Raw genomic sequence first — 16,075 nt, 5'->3', positions numbered from 1 at the left:
GCAGCCAGAACATCCCACTCCTGTCCGGAGGCATGCGCCGTGACCGAATTCCTGCTGTCCGTCCACGTCCTGGTGGCGATCGTCACGGTCGGGTCGATCACCGTGGCCGCCTCGATGTTTCCGCGCATCGCGCTCCGCGCCTTCGGCGGCGGCGGCGATGGAAGTAGTGCCACCGGTGAGGGGCGGGACGGACGGTCCGAGGGGACGGGGACGGCCGTGCTCCTCCATCGGGTCTGCACGGGGTACGCCGTCGCCGGGGTCATGGTGCCGGTGTTCGGCATCGCGACCGGCGCCCAGCTCGGCGTGCTGACCGACGCGTGGCTGATCGTCTCGCTCGTGCTCACCGTCGCCGCCGCGGCCCTGCTCGGCCTGGCCGTCCTGCCGGGTCAGCGACGCCTGCTCGCCCTCGCCGAGGGCGCGGCCGCGGAGGAGGAGGCGCGGCCCGTCGCGTCCCGGCTGTCCATGACGACCGGGGTGTTCAACGTCCTCTGGGCCGTGGTCGTCGTCCTGATGATCGTCCGCCCCGGCTCCACGACGGGCGCCTGACCCCGCCCGTTCCCTCCGGTACGGCCGGGCGCGGGGCTCAGGTCATGTTGAAGTAGGGCAGGGGGCCCGCGGGTTGGGCGGCGGTCACGCGTCGGACGACCGCGATGGCGAGGATCGCGCACAGGATGCCGATGCTCTGGTCGACCGGGTTGCGGTAGTCGAACCGGTCGAGGACCAGGAAGTGGAAGGCGACCGAGAGCGGGCCGTCGAGGAGCCAGACGAACCACCAGGCGTTGATCAGCCAGGCGTCGCGGGGCGGGCCGCCGGCCCGGTGGATGTCGAGGGCGATGCGGCGCGGCAGCCACCACATGGCGAGCGGGATGGCCCAGGCGCCGATGGCGAAGCCCACCGGGTACTGGTGGCTGCCCGGGGCGAGGACCTCGGCGTTGGCGCGGACGCGGAAGAACCAGACGATGAACGCGACCCAGCACGACACCTGGAGGACGGCCGGGAACGGCACCATGTCCTCGGCGAGCCAGGGCGAGTCCCTGCCGCCGGTCGCCATGATGTAGACGTCGGCGAGCGCCTGAGTGGCAATCAGCGACTGGACGACGAGCGCCGGTCCGATCGGGTTGCGGAATCTGAAGCGCGGGCCCCGCGCGGCGGCCGGTCCGACCGGCACGTTGTAGGCGTCCATGGAATCCCCCCGGATTACGGCGACACCACCGTGCGACGTCACGGCGGCGGTGATCACCGGCATCGTAGGCGCGTTCCGGCCAGGGCGTCGAAGGACGGCTCAGCCCCGGGACGCGATCCGGGCGGGTCGGGCGGGTCGGGCGGGTGGGCCCTGAGAGCCGGGCGGCCACCGGCCGGCGTCCTCGCTGCGGACACGGACCGGGCGGCCCCCTTCTCGGGGACCGCCCCGTCCCGTCGTACGCGAAGCCGCTCCGTGCGGGGCGGCTGCTGGGCGAGCAGCTTCGCGTACGAGCCCTTGGGGGGAGGGAGAGCGCCACGGCCGGCGCGGTCGGCTGCCGGAGTGGACGCGTTCGTGGTCGGAGGCGAGGCATGCGGTGGTTCTCCTCTCGGCTCGGGAGATCGGGGAGCTAGGAGCGAGAAGCGAGAAGCGAGAAGCGAGGAGCGGAACGTGCATGGAGACAAGCTCCGAACCAGTGGGAGCGCTCCCACTGTGCAGCGGGGACGCATCGGCGTCAAGGTGCGTGAAGAGTCGAAGGCAATGGGTGAGGGAATTTGCCCAACCCCTCTTTTCCTTGGCGGTAGTTGACGCTACGGTCTGGCCGACCAGTGGGAGCGAATCCGTCCGGTCGGCACATCGTCAGGGTGTGCCCTCGCTGCGAGGACTCGCTCATGCGACATCCCCCACGTCTGTCCGCGCTGCTCTCCGGAGCGGCGCTCGCGATGGCGAGCACCGCGTTCGCCCTCATGGGTACGGCCTCAGGAGCCGCGGCCGCACCCTCCTGCACGGTGGAGTACTCGGTCGCCGGCCAATGGGCCGGCGGTTACCAGGGTGCTGTCACCGTCACCAACCACGGTGCCGCGCTGAACGGCTGGAGCCTCGGCTTCGCCTTCCCGGCCGGCCAGGTCGTCAGCCAGGGCTGGGGCGGCACGTGGTCCCAGTCCGGGACCGGCGTGACCGTGGTGAACGAGAGCTGGAACGCCGCGTTGGCCACCGGCGCGAAGGTCACGGGCGGCTTCATCGCCTCCTGGTCGGGCGCCAACACGGCGCCCACCGCGTTCACGCTCAACGGCGCGCCGTGCTCCTCGGGCACGACACCGACACCCACACCCACGCCCACACCGACACCCACACCCACACCCACCGATCCGACGACACCGCCCCCCGACCCCCCGACCACGCCGCCCACCACCCCGCCCACCACTCCCCCGACGACACCCGCCCCGGTCACCGGCGCACCCGAACTCGGCGTGTCCGGGAACAGGTTCACCGATCAGAACGGCGCGACCCGGCGCCTGCTGGGCGTCAACCGCTCCGGCGGCGAGTTCATGTGCGTCCAGGGCCACGGCATCTGGGACGGGCCCGTCGACGACGCCTCCGTCAAGGCCATCGCCGACTGGAAGGCGAACACCGTCCGCATTCCGCTCAACGAAGAGTGCTGGCTCGGCCTCGACAACATCAAGCCCGAGTACCGGGGCACGCCGTACGTCACCGCCGTGAAGGACCTGGTCTCCAAGGTCCTCGCGCACGGCATGACCCCGGTGGTCGAACTCCACTGGACGTACGGCCAGTACACGGGCAACTCCTCGGGCTGCGCCGACGTCCACGCCTCCTGCCAGAAGCCGATGCCCGGCGCCCGGTACACACCGGCGTTCTGGACCTCGGTGGCGAACACCTTCAAGAGCGACAAGCGGGTCGTCTTCGACCTGTTCAACGAGCCCTATCCGGACCGGGCGACCTCCACCGCGACCCAGGCCTGGTCCTGCTGGCGCGACGGCGGCACCTGCCCCGGCATCGGCTACGAGGTCGCCGGCATGCAGGACCTGCTCGACGCGGTACGGGCCACCGGGTCGCGGAACCTCGTCCTCGTCCCCGGCATCGCCTACGCCAACGACCTCAGCCAGTGGCTCGCGTACCGCCCCACGGACCCGGCGGGCAATCTCGCCGCCGCCTGGCACGTCTACAACTTCAACACCTGCGCCGACGAGACGTGCTGGAACAACACCCTCGCCCCGGTGGCCGCCGAGGTTCCCCTCCTCGCGGGCGAGATCGGTGAGAACACCTGCGGACACGCGTTCGTCGACCGCGTCATGAAGTGGTTCGACGACCGCGGCCTCTCCTACCTGGGCTGGACCTGGAACACCTGGAACTGCGCCTCGGGTCCCGCGCTGATCAGTTCGTACGACGGCACACCCACCGCATTCGGCATCGGACTGCGCGATCACCTGCGCGGTCTCACCCCCTGAAAGGAACCTCCACCCGCATGAGCCGCACCAGTCGCACCGCCCTCCTGGCCGCCCTCGGCCTCGTCACGGCCACCGGCGCCACCGCCACCGTCCTCGGCACGGCCACCGCCGGCGCCGCCACCCCCGGCTGCAAGGTCGTCTACCAGATCACCAACCAGTGGAACACCGGGTTCGGCACCAACGTGACCGTCACCAACACCGGTGACCCGGTGGCGTCCTGGACCCTCGAATGGACCTACGCCGGCAGCCAGCAGGTCACCCAGGGCTGGAACGCCACCCTCACCCAGTCGGGCGCCGCCGTCACCGCCAAGAGCCTCTCCTACAACGGGACGCTGGCCACCGGCGGTTCGACCTCCTTCGGATTCAACGGCTCGTACAGCGGCACCAACGCCGTGCCCGCGGCCTTCAAGCTCAACGGTGTCGTCTGCGACGGCGCCACCGAGCCCACGACACCCCCGACCACCCCGCCCACCACACCACCGACCACCCCGCCGACGACCCCTCCGACCACGCCGCCGGCCGGCACCAAGGCCGACAACCCGTACGCCGGCGCCAAGGTCTACGTGAACCCCGAGTGGTCGGCGAAGGCGGCAGCCGAGCCGGGCGGCACCAAGGTCTCGAACCAGCCCACCGCCGTCTGGCTGGACCGGATCGCCGCCATCAACGGCTCCGCCACCTCCATGGGCCTGCGCGCCCACCTCGACGAGGCCCTGCGGCAGAAGGGCTCCGGCGAACTCGTCGTCCAGCTGGTCGTCTACAACCTGCCCGGCCGCGACTGCGCCGCGCTCGCCTCCAACGGCGAGCTCGGCCCGACCGAGATCGGCCGCTACAAGACCGAGTACATCGACCCGATCGCCGCGATCCTCGCCGACGCGAAGTACGCCGGCCTGCGGATCGTCACCACGGTCGAGATCGACTCGCTGCCGAACCTGGTCACCAACGTCTCGGGACGCCCGACCGCCACGGCCAACTGCGACGTCATGAAGGCCAACGGCAACTACATCACCGGCGTCGGCTACGCGCTCAGGAAGCTGGGATCGATCGGCAACGTCTACAACTACGTGGACGCCGGCCACCACGGATGGCTCGGCTGGGACGACAACTTCGGCTCCTCCGCCGAGCTGTTCAAGCAGGCCGCCACGGCCGAGGGCTCCACCGTCGCCAACGTCCACGGCTTCATCGTGAACACCGCCAACTACAGCGCCCTGAAGGAGGACCACTTCACCATCGACGACAGCGTGAACGGCGTCTCCGTGCGCCAGTCGAAGTGGGTCGACTGGAACCGGTACACCGACGAGCTGTCGTACGCCCAGGCGATGCGCGCCAAGCTGGTCTCGCTCGGCTTCGACAGCAACCTCGGCATGCTGATCGACACCTCCCGCAACGGCTGGGGCGGCACCGCCCGGCCCACCGCCGCGGGCCCGACGACCACCGTCGACACGTACGTCAACGGCGGCAAGTACGACCGCCGCATCCACCTCGGCAACTGGTGCAACCAGTCCGGTGCCGGTCTCGGCGAGCGGCCCCAGGCGGCGCCCGCCGCGGGCATCGACGCGTACGTCTGGGTCAAGCCCCCGGGCGAGTCCGACGGCGCCAGCAAGGAGATCCCGAACAACGAGGGCAAGGGCTTCGACCGGATGTGCGACCCGACGTACACGGGCAACGCCCGCAACGGGAACAGCATGTCGGGCGCACTGCCGGACGCCCCGATCTCGGGCCAGTGGTTCTCGGCCCAGTTCCAGGAGCTCCTGAAGAACGCCCACCCGGCGCTGTAGCGCCCCGCACGGAGCCCGCGGCCGGCCGGACCTCCGGGTCCCGGCCGGCCCCGGGAGTGCCCTCGCGCCCCCCGACTGCCCGGCACCCATAACCCGTAGCCCGACGCCCGCAGCCCGCAGCCCGCAGCCGGGCGTCAGCACGACTCCCGCACGACCAGCTCCGTCGGCAGCACCCGCCGGCGGGGCTCCTCCGGTGCCTCCGCGATCTCCTCCAGCAGCATCCGGGCCATCGTGCGGCCCATCTCCTCGATGGGCTGCCGCACGCTCGTCAGCGGCGGGTCCATCAGCCGTGCCACCGGTGAGTCGTCGACGCCAACGAGGGCAACGTCGTCGGGGACCCGGCGGCCCGCCTCCCGCAGCGCGCTCCGCGCCCCGGCCGCCATGACGTCGGAGGCGGCGAAGACGGCGTCCAGGTCCGGGCTGCGGTCGAGCAGCCGCCGCATCGCCCGACGGCCGCCCTCCTCGGTGAAGTCGCCCGTCGAGACCAGCCCTTCGTCGGGGGCGAGTCCGGCCTCCGCGAGCCCCGCCCGGTAGCCGCCGAGCCGGGCGCGGGCCACGTACATGTCGAGCGGGCCGGTGACGGTCGCGATCCTGCTGCGGCCGCGCCCGACGAGATGGGCGACGGCCGCCCGGCCGGCCCCGATGTTGTCGGAGTCGACGTACGGCACGGGCTCGGCCTCGGCCCGGCGGCCGTTCATGACCACCGGCAGGCCCAGCTCCCTGATCCGGTCGGGCAGCGGGTCGTCGCCGTGGACGGAGGCGAGCAGGACTCCGTCGACGCGCTGGGCGGCCAGGTACTGCTCGAAGCGCTGCCGCTCCTGCTCGCTGCGGACCAGGGTGAGCAGCAACTGCTTGTCGGCCTCGGCGAGTTCGGCGCTGACCCCGCGGATCAGGTCGAGGAAGTACGGCTCCGCGAAGAGCCGGGCCTCGGCCTCGGGGATGACGAGCGCGATCGCGTCCGTGCGGCTTCCGGCGAGGGCGCGGGCGGCCTGGTTGGGTACGTAGCCGAGTTCGGCGACGGCTCTGGCGACGGCCGTTCTGGTCTGCTCGCTCACCCGGGGGGATCCGTTGATCACCCGGGAGACCGTGCCCCGGCCGACCCCCGCCCTGGCCGCGACCTGCTCCAGGGTGGGTCTGCCGCTCTGCCGTCCGCTCACCACTCCCGAACTCCCCTCGTAGGACAACGCGCTGCTCACCACGGGTTCCGGCCGAAGAAGCGCGCCAGGATGGGAGCGCTCCCACCGTAGTCCAAGCCGTCGCCTTCGCGCCACGAGGTGTGTTCAGGAGATGACGCGACCGCCCTCGCTCAGGTCCGCGAAACCCCCGGAAAACCTTCCGGTAACGAATCCGCGTTCATGTCTTGACACTCGTACCCGCCAGAGAGCAACCTTCCGGCAACGACGTGGGAGCGCTCCCATCCGGGACGCGCACAGCCTTGCATCAGGTCTGGCAGGCGCCGCCGAGCCGCGATCAGCGGGCCGGGCCTCTTGGCGCACAACAAGCACCACCTTGGGACGAGGAGAGTGGAATGCGCACTTCCAGCAGCAGACGCGGACGCCGTGCGGCGATCGCGGCGGTCGCCGTCGTCGTGACCGGCACGACCCTGCTCACCGGTTGCGGCAGCGACGACGACAACGGCGGCAAGGGCGGCGGGGGCGGTCAGGGCAACGAGAAGATCACGCTGCGGATCGGGACCTTCGGTTCCTTCGGCTACGACAACAAGACCGGCGCGAAGCTCTACGCCGAGTACGAGCGGCTCCACCCGAACATCAGGATCGAGGAGTCGAACGTCTCCGACGGCCAGAAGTACTGGGACACGCTGAAGCTGCGCCTCGCGCAGAACAGCGGCGTCGCCGACATCCAGGCCGTCGAGGTCGGCTACATCGCCGAGGCGACCGGCGCGGCGATGGCGAACAAGTGGGTCGACCTGGGCAAGGAGGGCGGCGCGAAGATCGACGCCTTCCTCGACTGGAAGGTCAAGCAGGCGACGACCGGCGACGGCAAGGTCATCGGCCTCGGCACCGACATCGGCCCCATGGCCATCTGCTACAACAAGGACCTCTTCGCCAAGGCCAAGCTGCCCACCGACCGGGACGCCGTCGGCAAGCTGTGGTCCGGCGACTGGGCCAAGTTCCTCGCGACCGGGGAGAAGTACAAGGCCGCCGCACCCGCCGGCACCTCCTTCCACGACTCGGCGAGCGGCCTGTTCAACGCCGTCGTCTCCAGCGACCCGGTGCAGTACGCCAACACCTCCGGCGAACTCGACTGGGAGAACAGCCCCGGTGTGAAGAACGCCTGGGACACCGCCGTCAAGGCCGCCCAGGGCGGACTGACCGCCAAACTGCGCCAGTTCGACGAGAAGGGCACCTGGAACGCCGCCTTCAAGAACTCGAAGTTCGCCACCGTCGCCTGCCCCAGCTGGATGACCGGCATCATCAAGGACCAGGCGGGCCCCGCCAACCAGGGCAAGTGGGACATCGCCGCGCCGCCGGTCGCCGGCAACTGGGGCGGCTCGTTCCTCGCCGTGCCCAAGGCGGGCAAGCACACCAAGGAGGCCGCCGAGCTGGCCGCCTGGCTGACCGCCCCGGAGCAGCACGCCAAGGTCTTCGCGGTCAACGGCAACATCCCCTCGTCCAAGGACACGCTCACCTCCTCGGCGGTCCAGGAGGCGAAGCTGCCGTACTTCGGCGACACCCCCGTCGGCAAGATCTTCTCCAGCGCGGCGTCCGGCATCACCCCCGCCGTGATCAGCCGCTACGACGGCCAGGTCAAGACCTTCCTCACCGACAACGGCATCCTCGACATCGAGCAGCGAGGCACCGACCCGGCCAAGGCCTGGGAGAACGTCAAGAAGCTGGTCGACGACAAGATCGACCAGTAGCGGGGACACCCGCCGGTCCGCCGCCCGCGGGCGGCGGACCGGCACCGTCCGCACCACCGCACGCATCGACCCTGGAAGGACGCCCCCGTGGCCACCTCCGTTCGGGCGAGGCCCGACGGCTCCCCGCCGCCCGCCGCATCGCCCTCCTCCCCCGGCCCGCGCGGCCGCCGCTCCCCCGGCGGCCTGCGCAGCACGCTCTACCGCTGGGACGTCAAGGCGATCCCGTACGTCTTCGTCGCCCCCTTCTTCCTCACCTTCGCCGCCTTCGGCCTCTTCCCGCTGATCTACACCGGCTGGCTCTCGCTCCACCGGGTCGAGCTCGGCGGGGACCCGACGTGGAAGGGGCTCGAGAACTACACCGACCTCGCGACCAGCGAGTTCTTCTGGAACGCGCTCTTCAACACCTTCACCATCGGGGTGATCGCGACCGTTCCCCAGCTGCTCATGGCGCTCGGCCTGGCGCATCTGCTCAACTACAAGCTCCGCGGCCGGGGCTTCTTCCGGGTCGCGATCCTCGCCCCGTACGCCACCTCCATCGCGGCGGCGACGCTGGTCTTCGCCCAGCTGTTCAACACCGACTACGGGATGATCAACGGCGTCCTGGGCTGGATCGGCATCGACCCGGTGAACTGGGAGTCGTCCAAGTGGCCGGCGCAGATCGCCATCTCGGTGATCGTCACCTGGCGCTGGACCGGCTACAACGCGCTGATCTACCTGGCGGCCATGCAGGCCGTGCCGCAGGACCTGTACGAGGCGGCCGCGCTCGACGGCGCCTCGCGCTGGCGCCAGTTCGTCAGCGTCACGATCCCGTCCATCCGCCCGACGATCCTCTTCACGATCATCGTCTCCACCATCGGAGCCACCCAGCTGTTCGGCGAGCCGATGCTCTTCGGCGGCAGCGTCGGGATCAGCGGCGGCAGCGGCAACCAGTTCCAGACGCTGAGCCTGCTGATGTACGAGAAGGGCTGGGTGACCGGCGCGCTGGGCCAGGCCTCGGCGATCGCGTGGGTGATGCTGCTGCTCCTGCTGCTCGTCGGCGGCGTCCAGGCGCTCGTCTCCCGCCACAACCGCAAGAAGCTGGGGGGCTGACCTCATGGCGCACACTCTCGACAGGACCCCGGCCGGGCCCCGAGTCCCGGTCGCCGCCCCGGCGACGGCCCGCCACGGCCGCCGCTTCGGGCAGACCGCAGGCCGCCAGCACCACGCGGGACCGCTCACCTACGTGCTGCTCGTCGCCGCCGCGTTCGTCTCGCTCTTCCCGCTGTACTGGAACGTGGTCGCCGCCTCGCACACGGGCGAGCGGGTCGTGGAGGCGCCGGCGCCGCTGCTGCCGGGCGACCGCCTCCTGGACAACCTCAGCTTCGCCTGGAACCAGGTCGACATGGGCGAGGCGCTGATCAACACCACGATCGTGGCGAGCCTGGTGGCCCTGTCCACCGTGCTGTTCTCCACGCTCGCCGGTTTCGCCTTCGCCAAACTGCCGTTCCGGGGCCGGGGCATGCTGCTCTCCCTGGTGGTCGCCACCATGACGATCCCGCCGCAGCTCAGCGTCATCCCGCTGTACCAGATCATCACCGACCTCGGCTGGTTCGACCAGCTCCAGTCGGTCGTCCTGCCCTCGCTCGTCGCCGCCTTCGGCGTGTTCTTCATGCGCCAGTTCCTGGTGGAGGCGCTGCCGGTGGAACTGGTGGAGGCGGCCCGGATGGACGGCGCCCACAGCCTCCGGATCATCTGGCACGTGGTCTTCCCGGTGGCGAGGCCCGCCATGGCCGTGCTCGGCATGCTGGTCTTCGTGCAGGCGTGGAACGACTTCTTCTGGCCCTTCATCGCGCTCACCCCGGACGGCAACCCCACCCTTCAGGTGGCACTCGCCGGGCTCGGCGCGGGCAACCACACGGTGGACCACGCCGTCGTGCTGACCGGTGCCCTCATCTCCACCGTGCCGCTCCTCCTGGTCTTCGCCTTCCTGGGCAAGCACATCGTGGGCGGCATCACCGCGGGCGCCGTCAAGAGCTGACCGGCCGCCCCGCCCCTCTCCACCGAACGTCTCGAACGTACCGACCCCGTACTCGCGTTGGGAGCCCTCTCCTATGACCGCGTCCGAAACCCGGCCGCTCACCGCCGTCCGCTCGTTCCCGTCCGGCTTCCTCTGGGGCGCGGCCACCGCCGCGTACCAGATCGAGGGAGCGGCGGCCGAGGACGGCCGTACTCCGTCCATCTGGGACACCTTCTCGCACACCCCCGGCAAGGTCTTCGAGGGGCACACCGGTGACGTGGCCGTGGACCACTACCACCGGTTCCGCGAGGACGTCGGAATCATGTCCGAACTCGGCCTGAACGCCTATCGGTTCTCCGTCTCCTGGTCCCGGGTGCAGCCCACCGGGCGCGGGCCGGCCGTCCAGAAGGGCCTGGACTTCTACCGGGCTCTCGTCGACGAGCTGCTGTCCGCCGGGATCGAGCCGGCGCTCACGCTCTACCACTGGGACCTGCCCCAGGAGCTGGAGGACGCGGGCGGCTGGCCCGAGCGGTCCACCGCCGAGCGGTTCGCGGAGTACGCGGGGATCGTCGCGGACGCCCTCGGCGACCGGGTGACCCGCTGGACGACCCTCAACGAGCCCTGGTGCAGTGCCTTCCTGGGGTACGGCTCCGGGGTGCACGCCCCGGGCCGCACGGATCCGGCGGCCTCGCTGCGCGCCGCCCACCATCTGAACCTCGGGCACGGTCTCGCGGTCCAGGCCCTCCGGTCCTCGCTGCCCGCGGACCGGCAGATCTCGGTCTCGCTCAACCTCCACGAGGTGCGGCCGCTGACGGGTTCGGCCGAGGACCTGGACGCGGCGCGCCGGATCGACGCCGTCGGCAACCGGATCTGGCTGGGTCCGATGCTGGAGGGCGCCTACCCCGAGGACCTGATCCTCGACACCGCGCAGGTCACCGACTGGTCGTTCGTCAGGGACGGTGACACGGCGACCGCGCGGCAGCCGCTGGACCTGCTGGCGATCAACTACTACACCCCGACGCTCGTCTCACAGGTGCCGGAGGGTGCGGAGAAGCCGCAGGACGACGGTCACGGCGCCAGCGACCACTCGCCGTGGCCGGGCGCGGACTCGGTCGCCTTCCACCGGGCGCCGGGCGAGCCGACGGCGATGGGCTGGGCGGTCGACCCGAGCGCCCTGTACGACCTGCTGACCCGGGTGTCGGAGGCGTACCCCCACCTCCCGCTGGTCATCAGCGAGAACGGCGCGGCGTACGAGGACGTGGTGTCCCCGGACGGTTCGGTGCACGACCCGGAGCGCGCCGCCTATGTGCACGCGCACCTGGAGGCGGTGCACCGGGCGATCGAGGCCGGGGCGGACGTCCGCGGCTACTTCCTCTGGTCGCTCCTCGACAACTTCGAGTGGGGCTACGGGTACGCGAAGCGGTTCGGCGCGGTGCGGGTGGACTACGACACCCTGGAGCGGACGCCGAAGTCCAGCGCCCGCTGGTACGCGAAGGTGGCGCGGACGGGTGACCTGGTGGCGCCCGACGGCGACTGACCGCGGCGGAAGCGGGGGGAGGGCCGTGCCGGTGGTCCGGCACGGCCCTCCCCCGTGGCCCCGGGACGGGGGCGACGGTCAGATGTCGATCACGCGGTAGCCGATGACGTAGACGCCGCCGGAGCCCTCGACCGAGCGCCACTGGGTCTCGGCGCCGGCCTCGCTGCCGGTGACGAGCGTGGCGCCGAGCTTGTCGTCGCCGCTGGTCGAGTCGTCGTCCCAGAGGGTCAGGGTGCGGGCCTGCTGCTTGCCGAGGATGAGGGCGGCGTTGCCGTTGCCGTCGGCCATCGACCGGACGTAACCGGTGCCCATGGTCTGGTACTTGACCCCGTTGCCGGGCCAGACCTTGACGGCGTTGCCGTTGGCGTCGGTGATCTTGAGGTAGGCCTCGTCGTGGTCGCCCTCGCTGTTCTTCTGGCAGTGCAGTTCGACCAGTTCGATCCGGACGTAGTCGATCGGCTCGGCCTGGGCGGTGCCGGCGAAGGCGGCGACGCTGCCGAGCCCGAGCAGGGCGGTGGCGGCCGTTCGGGCGATTCGGTTCTTGCGCATGTGGTCCCCCCACACATCGGGTCACTGGTGTGACGTGGTGTCGGCTCGCCGCGGTGCGGCGGGCCGGTGTGCCGTTCCCCTCGGCACGACACCCACTGTGCCCGCCGCCTCCTCCCGGTTCTACGCGCGTTCCACTGGACGGAACGGCGCCGTGCGCACGCCCGTTCAGGGCACGAGCGCGGCCGCCGGCACGGCCCGTCTCCGAGGTCCGCCCCGGGCGAGCGCGCGGGTGACGGCGGCCCCCGCCTCGGCGACGCCCCGGGCGAGTGTGCCGAGCGGCCGGCCGGCCGGGACCAGGGCGGCGAGCGCCGCGACCGTGCGCCCGTCGGGGGTGCGGATAGGCAGGGCGGCGCAGCACACCCCGTCCATCACGTCCTCCCGGTCGAGGACGGCGCCGCCGCGGAGCGGCCCCCGCAGGGCCTTTCCTGCGGCGGTGCCGAGGTGGAAGGCGATGCCCTCCCGTACGGGGAGGAGCGGTTCGAGTTCCCCGGGGACCGAGCCGACGGTGATCGCCATGTCCTCGCGCAGCACGGTGAGGACCACGCTCGCGCCGGTGGAGGCCCTGAGCCGCTGGAGCGGCAGCCGGGCGGCGGGCAGCAGTCCCGGGTGGGGCTCCCAGGCCTGGCCGATGCGGTAGAGCTGGGGGCCGACCCGGTAGCGGTTGCCCTTCCGTTCGACCGCGCCGAGCGTGACCAGCTGGTCGAGCAGCCGGTGGACGGTGCCTTTGGGCACCCCGCAGACGAGCGCCAGCTCCGTCACCCCGGCCTCTTCACCGCTCCGGCGCAGAGCGTCGAGCAGTGCGAAGGCCCCTTCGAGCACGCTCCGGCCCCGCGCCGGGCCGGGTGTGCCGCCCCGCTCCCGCCGGAGCCCGGCTCTGTGCGGTTCGCATACCTCGTTGGCGTCCATGAGTCCCCCGACTCCGCGGGCCCGGCCGAGGTCCCCCGATGGCACGGCTCCGGGCATGTCCCCCACCATGCCGCAGACCGGTGGATTCCGGCGAAGGGCTCGTGTCGTCCGTCGTGTCGCGGGGCGGGCCCGGGGCGACCGCCCCGGGCCGCCGCTCCGCTACGGCTGGCTGTCGAGCCAGCTCAGCTTGTGCCCGTAGAGCACCCGCTGGCAGTAGTCCGTGCCGGCCGGGTCGCCGGTGGCACGGTTCGCGCCGCAGTCCGACGCCTGGCCCGGGCGGTGTTCGGAGAGGGACCACAGCCGGCCGGTGCCGCGCTCGACGTAGAGGTCCTCGGCGCCCCGGGCGGTCTTGACGGGCTGTCCGTGCGCGACGAGCCGGCCGCCGTCCCAGGTGTAGCGCCAGAGGTTGCCCGGCTCGTCGGTGCCCTTCGACTCGTTCACGTAGAGGGTGCCGTCCTGAGCGGCCGCGCCCTGCGCGCCGCCGTTGGCCAGCGGCAGGTAGTTGGCCCAGCCTTCGGCCGGGACGTCGGCCGAGCGGCCCTCCAGGGCGGCGACCGGGTAGGAGGCGATGCGGCCGGTGGACGGGTAGCCGCTCTCGGGGCGGCAGTACTCGCCCATGAGCAGCCGGTCCGGGGTGGTGCTGCGGTCCAGCGAGATGTAGGAGGCCTTCGGCGCTCCGGTGGAGACGCAGGCGTACGAGCCCTGCGGGTTGCTCTGCGTGGCCTTGAACTTCCAGGCGGCCACCTGGGGCATCACGTAGCGGTAGCCGAAGCTGTACCAGACGTTGTCGTGACGGCCGACCTTGGTCTTGTCCTCGACGTTGGCGGTGGTCTTCACGCCGTCCGTGTCGGAGCCCATCGCGTCGTGCGTCTTGGGGTCGCCGTCGGGGTCGAGGTCCATGATGGTGCGCATGTCGAAGACGCGCAGGCCGTTGCGGGTGTCCGCCACGTAGAGGTAGTTGCCGTACCAGACGATCCCGCCGGCGTGGACGCCCTTCTGGATCGGGTACTCGGCGGCGTGCAGACCGTCGAAGGAGACGTGGTCGGCCGAGTTCACGTACGTCCAGCCCAGCAGGACGTGCCGGTACTTGACCTCGGGGCTGCCGGTGGCCGGGTTGGTCCGGCTCTGGACGAAGGTGATGCGGACGCCCTTCTGGTTGCAGGCGTCGTTCGCCTCCAGTTCGGCCGTGGTGCAGTCGCCGGCCGTCGGGAGCGGGTCGTTCTCGCGGCCCGGGTCCCAGCCGTCGTAGGAGGCGAAGAGCTGGATGTCGCCCGCCGAGCCCCACACCTCGTCGATCTTGGCGTCGGAGACGCCGGTCATGCCCTGGGGGACCCATTCCTGCGAGACGGAGTCGTCGTTCTGCAGGCAGTACTTGATGTCGGGGTCAGGTGCGGTGCCGAACGGGTCGCGGGAGCACCCCGGCTGGATGGTGCGGTTCGCGCCGATGAGGAGGTTCTGGACGCCGGACTTGGGCAGCACCGCGTCCAGGCGGTTGACCCGGGTGGTGGTCTCGGCGTTCAGCGCGCCGGGCGACATGGTGAAGTCGCCGGGCGAGGCCGCGCCGCCGGGCTCGGTCCAGGCGCGGGTGGTGAAGGGCGAGGCGGCCGCCTCGGTCGTACGGGGCTCCTGGATCCAGCTCTGCGGGGCGGTGGGCGGAAGGTCCTCCGCCTGGGCCGGCGCGGCGAGGCCGGTGAACGCGAGCGAGGCCGTGGCGGCGGCCGTGAGCCACGCGCGACGTATGCGCCTTGTGGGCATGGGTGGTTGTCTCCGTTGCTCCTGTGCCGGTAAGTCGAACGGAGAGTTCCAGAACGCCTGAGCGAAATGCAAACGTGTTCACGACATCGACAAGAGTGCCCCGAGGAAGGCGCGGTGGGCGCGGATCGGGCGATGTCGGCACCGACCGGGCGATCCGACGACCGCTCCGTGAGGGCGGGGTGAAGGTCGGCGTCGTTTTCCGTGAGCACTCCTGACGGAGATCTCCGGAACTCCCCCAGGTCCGCGGCTCAGGGCGCGCCGCGGCACGACGCGGGCGCCGCTCCGTGATGCGGCCTGATCAGCCCGTCCGCCCCTTAGGGTGGGCGGTCATGAGAGCCCCTCACCCGACCGCCTCCCGCCCCCGCAGGCGCCGCGCGACCACCGGACCGGTCGTCCTGGTCACCGCCGTCGCCGGACTCGCGGTCCTCGTCGCCACCGCCCCGCCGTCGCTGGCGGCGCTCCGCCCCGCGGCGCGGGACACCGTGTCGGCGAGCCCCTGGCTGCGCCCGGCAGGGACGCCCGTGACCGTGATCGCCCATCGGGGGGCCTCCTCGGCCGCCCCCGAGAACACCCTGATCGCGGGCGAGGTGGCCCGGCGGGGCGGGGCCGTCTGGATCGAGAACGACGTCCAGCCCAGCGAGGACGGCGTACCGTACGTCCTCCACGACGCGACCGTCGACCGGACGACGGACGGCACGGGGCCGATCCGCTCGCTGACCTCCACCGAGCTGGACTCCCTCGACGCCGGTTCCTGGTTCGCCCCGGCGTTCGCCGGGGTGCATGTGCCCACGCTGGAGGCCCAGCTGGCGGACCTGCGGCAGCGGGGCGGGAAGCTGCTGCTCGAGGTGAAGGGCCAGCACAGCTACGACCAGGTGCGGCGGATCGTCGAGCTGGTGCGCGAACAGGGCATGAGCGACCGGGTCTTCGTCCAGAGCTTCGAGGTCACGCATCTGCGGTACGTCCACGAACTGGCTCCCGAGCTGCCGTTGGGGCTGCTGCGGGACACCCTGGACGCCGACCCCGTCGCCATCGCCGAGGACCTGCACCTCGCGTCGTACAACCCCTCGGACCGGGCCCTGTCCAGCCGTCCGGGGATCATCGGCGACCTGCACGCGGCGGGTGTCGCCGTGAACGTCTGGACGGTCGACACCCCGGCGCGCTGGAAGGCCCTGGACGCGCTCGGAGTGGACGGGATCATCACCAACCGCCCGACGGAGCTGGGCGGTTGGTCGTCCGGACGGGTCTCCTGA

General features: G+C 71.5%; 13 protein-coding genes. 8 read left to right on the top strand and 5 right to left on the bottom strand.

The genetic code is table 11. The annotated features are described in order from the left end of the window. Positions 1-39 precede the first annotated feature (39 nt). The gene (locus AMK27_RS08995; protein ID WP_073904548.1) at positions 40-546 is read left to right on the top strand and encodes a hypothetical protein; all 507 of its coding nucleotides are present in this window, start codon (positions 40-42) and stop codon (positions 544-546) included. A gap of 37 nt (positions 547-583) precedes the next feature. Here AMK27_RS08995 and AMK27_RS08990 read toward each other — a convergent pair whose 3' ends face one another. Beyond that, positions 584-1,183, bottom strand: coding sequence for a DUF4328 domain-containing protein (locus AMK27_RS08990; protein ID WP_158076913.1), 600 nt, complete (start codon positions 1,181-1,183; stop codon positions 584-586). A 668-nt stretch (positions 1,184-1,851) separates the two neighbouring features. Between AMK27_RS08990 and AMK27_RS08985 the strand changes: the two genes are divergently transcribed. Together AMK27_RS08985 and AMK27_RS08980 are read left to right on the top strand one after the other, a co-directional pair. Next, on the top strand, positions 1,852-3,426 hold the full coding sequence (locus tag AMK27_RS08985; RefSeq protein WP_198955827.1) for a cellulase family glycosylhydrolase: 1,575 nt from the start codon (positions 1,852-1,854) through the stop codon (positions 3,424-3,426). Between the two features lie 17 nt (positions 3,427-3,443). Continuing rightward, positions 3,444-5,201 (top strand): glycoside hydrolase family 6 protein, encoded by a 1,758-nt coding sequence (locus AMK27_RS08980; protein WP_073904543.1) that lies wholly within the window; start codon positions 3,444-3,446, stop codon positions 5,199-5,201. Positions 5,202-5,335: 134 nt separating this feature from the next. Here AMK27_RS08980 and AMK27_RS08975 read toward each other — a convergent pair whose 3' ends face one another. Continuing rightward, complete coding sequence (locus tag AMK27_RS08975) at positions 5,336-6,358, bottom strand: LacI family DNA-binding transcriptional regulator (RefSeq protein WP_073905876.1); 1,023 nt, start codon at positions 6,356-6,358, stop codon at positions 5,336-5,338. Positions 6,359-6,729: 371 nt separating this feature from the next. Between AMK27_RS08975 and AMK27_RS08970 the strand changes: the two genes are divergently transcribed. From AMK27_RS08970 to AMK27_RS08955, 4 genes are all read left to right on the top strand, one after another. Further along, positions 6,730-8,082: an ABC transporter substrate-binding protein gene (locus AMK27_RS08970; protein ID WP_073904541.1), complete on the top strand. Its 1,353-nt coding sequence runs from the start codon at positions 6,730-6,732 to the stop codon at positions 8,080-8,082. 87 nt (positions 8,083-8,169) lie between these two features. Further along, positions 8,170-9,171, top strand: a complete 1,002-nt coding sequence (locus AMK27_RS08965) for a carbohydrate ABC transporter permease (protein WP_073904539.1) — start codon at positions 8,170-8,172, stop codon at positions 9,169-9,171. Between the two features lie 4 nt (positions 9,172-9,175). Beyond that, positions 9,176-10,099 (top strand): carbohydrate ABC transporter permease, encoded by a 924-nt coding sequence (locus AMK27_RS08960; protein WP_073904537.1) that lies wholly within the window; start codon positions 9,176-9,178, stop codon positions 10,097-10,099. A gap of 73 nt (positions 10,100-10,172) precedes the next feature. Further along, on the top strand, positions 10,173-11,615 hold the full coding sequence (locus AMK27_RS08955; protein WP_073904535.1) for a GH1 family beta-glucosidase: 1,443 nt from the start codon (positions 10,173-10,175) through the stop codon (positions 11,613-11,615). Positions 11,616-11,693: 78 nt separating this feature from the next. Here AMK27_RS08955 and AMK27_RS08950 read toward each other — a convergent pair whose 3' ends face one another. The 3 genes from AMK27_RS08950 to AMK27_RS08940 form a co-directional block, all read right to left on the bottom strand. Continuing rightward, entirely contained in the window at positions 11,694-12,164 is a 471-nt protein-coding gene (locus AMK27_RS08950) for a hypothetical protein (RefSeq protein WP_231070728.1), read from the bottom strand. Positions 12,165-12,329: 165 nt separating this feature from the next. Continuing rightward, positions 12,330-13,070, bottom strand: coding sequence for a helix-turn-helix domain-containing protein (locus tag AMK27_RS08945; RefSeq protein ID WP_079188309.1), 741 nt, complete (start codon positions 13,068-13,070; stop codon positions 12,330-12,332). A 159-nt stretch (positions 13,071-13,229) separates the two neighbouring features. Continuing rightward, on the bottom strand, positions 13,230-14,825 hold the full coding sequence (locus AMK27_RS08940; protein ID WP_073904531.1) for a hypothetical protein: 1,596 nt from the start codon (positions 14,823-14,825) through the stop codon (positions 13,230-13,232). A gap of 329 nt (positions 14,826-15,154) precedes the next feature. Between AMK27_RS08940 and AMK27_RS08935 the strand changes: the two genes are divergently transcribed. Continuing rightward, on the top strand, positions 15,155-16,075 hold the full coding sequence (locus AMK27_RS08935) for a glycerophosphodiester phosphodiesterase (protein WP_073904529.1): 921 nt from the start codon (positions 15,155-15,157) through the stop codon (positions 16,073-16,075).

The sequence above is a fragment of the Streptomyces sp. CB02009 genome, assembly GCF_001905825.1.
Classification (GTDB): Bacteria; Actinomycetota; Actinomycetes; order Streptomycetales; family Streptomycetaceae; genus Streptomyces.
Note: the sequence above shows the minus strand (reverse complement) of the source record. Positions and strands in the feature narration are given on the sequence as shown.

Bases quoted from the DNA above. Each gene is read 5' to 3' on its own strand.
- AMK27_RS08990 (WP_158076913.1), bottom strand. From the start codon at position 1,183: ATGGACGCCTACAACGTGCCGGTCGGACCGGCCGCCGCGCGGGGCCCG.
- AMK27_RS08985 (WP_198955827.1), top strand. From the start codon at position 1,852: ATGCGACATCCCCCACGTCTGTCCGCGCTGCTCTCCGGAGCGGCGCTC.
- AMK27_RS08980 (WP_073904543.1), top strand. From the start codon at position 3,444: ATGAGCCGCACCAGTCGCACCGCCCTCCTGGCCGCCCTCGGCCTCGTC.
- AMK27_RS08970 (WP_073904541.1), top strand. From the start codon at position 6,730: ATGCGCACTTCCAGCAGCAGACGCGGACGCCGTGCGGCGATCGCGGCG.
- AMK27_RS08960 (WP_073904537.1), top strand. From the start codon at position 9,176: ATGGCGCACACTCTCGACAGGACCCCGGCCGGGCCCCGAGTCCCGGTC.
- AMK27_RS08955 (WP_073904535.1), top strand. From the start codon at position 10,173: ATGACCGCGTCCGAAACCCGGCCGCTCACCGCCGTCCGCTCGTTCCCG.
- AMK27_RS08950 (WP_231070728.1), bottom strand. From the start codon at position 12,164: ATGCGCAAGAACCGAATCGCCCGAACGGCCGCCACCGCCCTGCTCGGG.
- AMK27_RS08945 (WP_079188309.1), bottom strand. From the start codon at position 13,070: ATGGACGCCAACGAGGTATGCGAACCGCACAGAGCCGGGCTCCGGCGG.
- AMK27_RS08940 (WP_073904531.1), bottom strand. From the start codon at position 14,825: ATGCCCACAAGGCGCATACGTCGCGCGTGGCTCACGGCCGCCGCCACG.
- AMK27_RS08935 (WP_073904529.1), top strand. From the start codon at position 15,155: ATGAGAGCCCCTCACCCGACCGCCTCCCGCCCCCGCAGGCGCCGCGCG.